Source organism: Microcystis sp. M53603_WE2 (genome assembly GCF_030065435.1).
Genome location: NZ_JASJFF010000860.1, coordinates 1 through 5,592, shown reverse-complemented (window position 1 = coordinate 5,592; position 5,592 = coordinate 1). Strand labels below are relative to the sequence as shown.

Sequence of the window (5,592 nt, the reverse complement as noted above, 5' to 3'; positions counted from 1 at the left end):
ACTCGACCGACCCAACTGCAACAAAAAGCGTTAGATTTATTGGGAGTTTCCCTGATTTGTACCCAGTAACGGGGCGGCGGAAATTCTCTTAATCCCTTCTACAGCACAGGTTATGGCTTTTTGTCAACGGGGAAGTCCAGTTATTGGAGTTTTACGAGTAGAAACAGCTTGAATTATCTTTAATTTTTCTAGTTCATCGCTCTCTAGAGGTATACCTAAATTTTCGACATTAACTGGCTCAGAATTAACTGCTATATCGACAATTTCTGGGTGAGGAATTTGATAGGTCTTACATACCTGATAATGTTCCCGTAAAGCTTGACCATTACTGCCGTGTTCTAATCCTTGCAGATTTAAATAATACAAGCCCAAAATCTCGGGAATTAAGGACATTTTTGCTCCTTGACTAGCAATTCTTAACCAAAATTCATAATCGCCCGCACAGCGAAAATCCTCTTGAAAATAACCGTATCGATCGTGAAGTGATTTGCGCCACATCGGTTGAGAACCTACACAACATCTCTGCCGCAGCTCTTGATAGGAATAATCAGGCCAATTCCAGCGTTTTAAAGCTGAGGTAGTGGCAAAAGTATCATTCTTAATGGTTGTAATTAATTGATCGCCATAAACTAAACTAATCTCGCGATGTTGGTCGAGATAACTAGCCATAATTTCTAGGGCATTGAAACAGCGACGATCATCGGTGTTAGCATTGGTTAGATAACGTCCCCGCGCTTGTTTAATGCCGCGATTCCAAGCTTGATAAAGGGTTTCTCTTGCCTCCGTCCGCTGATAAATAATTCTCGGATATTTTTGTTGAAACTCTAGGACTATTTCCCGTTCATTTTCGGGGGAAGCACTATCGATAACAATAATTTCTAATTCTCCCTTTTGATAAAGGGTTTGTGTAACTAAATCCTCTAGACATCCTCGGATAAATTCGGCTGATTTATAAGTAGAAACAATAGCAGAGACTGTTATTTTTTCCATAGATGGGCTAGATTTTAAACTATAATTCATCGGATTATCTTGAAGGGGTTCCACACCTTGAAAAACCTTGTTAATCAGGGGTATAAGATTTTAAGATTCTATATTCGATCGAGGGAATTGTCAAGCGATTATCATTAGCTTGTCTAGAATAAGTAGAGACAATTGCAGAGACTGTTATTTTCTCCATTGATAGGCTAGATTTTAAGCTGTGATTCATCGGGTTATCTTGAAGGGGTTCCACACCTTGAAAAACCTAGTTAATCAGGGTTGTAAGATTTTAAGACTGGCCAAACGAGAAGCAATCAGTTTCAAGTGATCGCTTCTAGATCGATTGTTAACCACGGGTGTCGTTCGAGGATTTCCTCGGTAACAGAGCGCGCTCTTGACTTCGTGTGGGCCTGTAGGAGCGATTTCGGGTGAACCCGATAGCGGGCGAGGATTTCTGGCACTAAAACCCCTTGAAAATCCTGTTCGACGAATTTACACCAGAGATCGAAATCCTCCCAGCCGTAGAGCCACATATAGGAATAGCCATTCACCGCCTCTAGCGCGGTTCTCCGAATCAGGGCCATATTATCGATATAATTGCCACGGGCAAGAATTTCCGCGCTCCAGTTCTGATTTCCCAAAATTCCCGTTTCCGCCCCGAATTTCTCGATCAGGGGATAAACCATCTCGGCCCCGGTATCTTCTATCACTTCTAAACACCGTTCGAGACATCGGGGGTAGAGGGTATTATCGGCATCGAGAGAGAAAATAAACGGGGTATCCGATGAGGCGATCGCCGTGTTCCGGGGGGCGGAGGGGCCGCCGCTATTGCGATCGTGTCGGACGAGTAGAATCCGCTCGAAGCGCTCGGCGTTTTTCTTCAGCCAGTCGCAGGTGATCTCGGCGGAAGCGTCACTGGAAGCGTCATCGATGATCGCCAGATCGAAGGCTTCTAGGGTCTGTTCGAGGAGCGAATCCAGCGTTTCCCGAATATAGTCCGCATAGTTATAGAGACTAACGCAGACGGTAACGCTCACTGGACGAGATCGTTTTTTTTCAAAAAGTAACGAGTGGGGATGGGTGAAGATCATTTCCGTTCCTTCTCCTGTGCCGTGTCAGTAACGCGCGCCGTTAGGGAGAGAAGCTGCGATGCGATCGCCTCTAGCGGGAAAAGTTCGATGATCGCCCGATGGCCGGCGTTCCGAATCCGTTCGGACTCTTCGCGCCCCGCGGGTGTATTCAGGAGTTCGTCGATTTTCGCTTCCATTTTTTCGGCGGGAATCTCGATATAGTGTTCGTTAGGAATCAAACCGGGGAGAGGGTAACAGGGTTCGGTGATCACGAGGGTTTTCTGCCAGAGACCGTGAAAAACGATCCGGTGCCACTCGAAATAGCTTAGATCGCTTTGGTGAATATTGAGCAGGATTTTACTCCGTTGACTTAAACCGATAACTGCCTCGGTGGTGAGGGCGTTGCCTTTTCCCGCGATCAGGGGACCGTCTAGGGGAGGAATATGGAAAAAAGCGCGGTAGCGATGAAGCCATCGGGCGTTTGTCGCAAAAAAGTCCTGTCGGCGTTGGCTAAGATAACCGATAAATAGCAGATCGATCGGGCGATCACCCCACGGGGAATCGACGCTCTCGACAGAATGCCAACGCTCCCGCGGGACGCTTCGTAACGCAAGGAGATCGGGTTTTTCCTTCTGCCACGCGAAAGGGGCGTACCCCGGCAGATACCCCAACGGCAGGAAATACGAGGAGAGTCCGAGAGCGCGGGTGAAAACCGCCGTTTGCCAGTTAATATCGAGGACTAGCGCAGCCTGGCGCAAGAAATCGTAACTTTTGGAAAACCACGCAGTTTGGGGCTGTTCCACGTTGACCAAAATCGATCGGGTGATTCGAGATCGGTCGTTCCCGAGTGCGACCCCGTTTCCCAGATAGAAAAATTCGTGAGGTGCGACGATAATTTCCTGCGTGATGTCCGCTGGGAGGGAATCGTTTTCCGAGAGCCGGAGGGTTTTCACCCCGATCGCCGACAGACCGGCCGCGAGGATATCGGCGATCTCCCCCATGAAATAATTACCGATCGAGCTACAGGAAACGGCGATTTTTTCCTTCGTCGGGTCGGGAAAGTCTGGATTTCCCTCCAGTAAAAACCCGATTTCCCCCGATCGGTACCCGTTCAGGAACGGGTGATCGAATCGAGCGGCCGACCACGCGAAACGCCCTTCGGCCGCACCTCCCCGGCAGTAGTCGAAGAGGGGATTAATTTTCTCGCGGGCGACTCCTGGATTACGATCGAGATAGTAACGGCTATCGAAGAGCGGGTGAGGATCGCGTCCTGCGGCGACCCCGTTGACGAGATAATCCGAGAGCGGATCGACGGTTTCCCCCATCTCTTCGGGCAGTTGTTCGCGATAGAAGGCGGTTTTAAATAACGGGTGAGGGTCGAGGCCGAGACGATAGCCCTCGTTCTTGTAGTGGAGTAGGGGATTCGTATCGATCGATATCTGTTTTTTGTAATAGGTGCGATCGAAGAGGGGATGGGGATCGTATTTTCGGAAGGAGGGTTCCTGTAGGTAGTCGATCAGGGGATTCGCGTCAGTGGGATTCTGCCGGCGATAATAAGCGATATCGAAGAGGGGATGGGGATTCCGTCCAGCGATCGCTCCCCAGATCAGGAAATGGGAGAGGGGATCGATATCGCTTCCCGCGAGGTCTGGACTATTGGCGAGGTAATACTCGGTATCGAATAGCGGGTGGGGATTATAGCCTTTTTTCGCCCCGATTGTCCGATAATGAACTGGAGGCGGGAGATCAGAGGTTTTTACCTCCGGATAGCGGGCCGTGTAATAGGCGGTATCGAATAGCGGGTGAGGATCGTAGCCTTTTTTCCAGCCGACGGTGAGATAGTGAATCACGGGATCGAGATTCGAGGTGATCGTCTCGGGATAGCGGGCGGTGTAATAATCGACAGCGAAAAGCGGACTCACCGACGCGCCCTTGAACCGACCGATCAATCGATAGTGGTCGAGGGGAGCGACTCCGTCGATCTCAGGGTGGTGCTGTCGGTAGTAGTTCTCGTCGAATAGACCGCTCTTAGCGAGAATCCTGACAATTTTCCATCCCTCCAAGGGGGTGCCGAGCGCGGCTGGGGTGAGAGCCACCGCTAGATCGAGGCTTTTTCGGAACGCTTTCCGGACGGCACGGCCGCAGCTCTCGACTAAAGAGTCTCGCAGCGGGGGATCGAGGTATTTTCGCTCGATCTCGTTTTGCAGGGATTGTAATCGGGATAGAGATTCGACGGCCGATTTCCGTCGCGCGATCTGTTCTTCCTGAGTCATGGTGTGTCTGTATCGGTTCGGGATAATGTCCGCTTGCTAGGGGTTACATCGGTTTGTTATCGATCCACAATTCTCGTAGCCTCCAGAAGAAGCTCGTCTCCATCCATCGAACGATGTTCTGGGCGCTTTCCCAGCCCTCGCTGGCCTGTTGCAGTTGTATTTTCGCTTCTTCCCACGCTTTGCGGGTTCGATGGTAGCCGTCGCGGTATTTTTTTAGGAGTTCTCTCGAGCGCTCTAGTTCCACCTGTACCCGTCGCCCGTAGACCTGATACTCGATCCAGCGATCGTGAATTTCTCGCTCGCTCGCTTCAAGGTATTTTATCCGCCCGGCTAGGCGAGCGTTTTCTTCCCGCATCGTTTGAAGAGCGAAGGTATCGATGAGGGCGTTTCCCAACCGGGCGAATCGCCCTCGAATGTCCTCGCACGCGGCCAGATCTCGATCGAGGGCGAACAATATCCGCAACGGGTCGGGTAGATCGCGGCCGAAACCGAGAACCCCCAATCCGTAGCTATGGAGGAAGGAAAAACGGGGATAGCGATCGCCGAGTTCTTTCCAGAGTTTCCAAACCCCGAAATCGGATTCGCATACCTCGATATCGTGGAAGAGAACGATCGCCCGATCGGATAGTTTCCCCCGCCACATCTCGAAATCCCCTTTTACGGCTTCGTAGGTATGGAGTCCGTCAATATGGAGCAGGTCGATCGACCCGTCGGGAAAATCCTTCACCGCGTCCTCGAAACGGGAGCGGAGTAATTGCGAAAATCCTCCGTACCGGGTATCGTGATAGCCAGAGAGTTCCGAAAACACCTCTTCGCCGTAAAAACCCGCCTGCTCGTCGCCGCGCCACGTATCGATCGCCCGGCAGGTGGCGGGAATCTCTAAGCGCTGTACCGCCTGACAGAAGGCGAGGTAGGAGTTGCCGCTATGGGTTCCCAACTCGACGATCAAGCGCGGTTTCAGCGCGTCCACAAGCCAGAACGCGAAGGGAATGTGACCGAGCCAAGGATTCGGCTCGCTCAGGCGATCGGGTAGCCAGAAAACTGGCGGACTACTGAAAATAGAGAGGTCGGTCATGATATTAAGACAAAAGCGATCACGACAGGGTATCTCGCGGGTCACAGAAATTATACAACCCACATTCCGCACCCTCAACTGTCACATAAGCTGTCCCCCTCCAGAGACTTGAGTAAAAATACCTAGCTGGTGAAGGTTTTCTCGGTGGCCGCTAGGGGGGTCTTGAGACCCCTAATTAGGGTCTGCTGAAAAAGTT

At 51.0% G+C, this 5,592-nt stretch carries 3 protein-coding genes and 1 pseudogene; all 4 read right to left on the bottom strand.

The annotated features are described in order from the left end of the window. Positions 1–141: 141 nt before the first annotated feature. Positions 142–1,020 (bottom strand): annotated as a pseudogene (locus PX481_RS18250) (glycosyltransferase); the annotation flags it as partial. Between the two features lie 278 nt (positions 1,021–1,298). Next, positions 1,299–2,069 carry a glycosyltransferase family 2 protein gene (locus PX481_RS18245; protein ID WP_002761535.1) on the bottom strand — a complete coding sequence of 257 codons (771 nt, stop codon included), beginning with the start codon at positions 2,067–2,069 and terminating at the stop codon, positions 1,299–1,301. Further along, entirely contained in the window at positions 2,066–4,321 is a 2,256-nt protein-coding gene (locus PX481_RS18240) for a hypothetical protein (protein WP_002761534.1), read from the bottom strand. The genes PX481_RS18245 and PX481_RS18240 overlap by 4 nt, the downstream gene beginning before the upstream one ends. Before the next feature lie 43 nt (positions 4,322–4,364). Next, the gene (locus tag PX481_RS18235; protein WP_043999301.1) at positions 4,365–5,396 is read right to left on the bottom strand and encodes a class I SAM-dependent methyltransferase; all 1,032 of its coding nucleotides are present in this window, start codon (positions 5,394–5,396) and stop codon (positions 4,365–4,367) included. Positions 5,397–5,592 lie beyond the last annotated feature (196 nt).

Coding starts and splice junctions, on each gene's coding strand:
- PX481_RS18245 (WP_002761535.1), bottom strand. CDS start 2,069: ATGATCTTCACCCATCCCCACTCGTTACTTTTTGAAAAAAAACGATCT.
- PX481_RS18240 (WP_002761534.1), bottom strand. CDS start 4,321: ATGACTCAGGAAGAACAGATCGCGCGACGGAAATCGGCCGTCGAATCT.
- PX481_RS18235 (WP_043999301.1), bottom strand. CDS start 5,396: ATGACCGACCTCTCTATTTTCAGTAGTCCGCCAGTTTTCTGGCTACCC.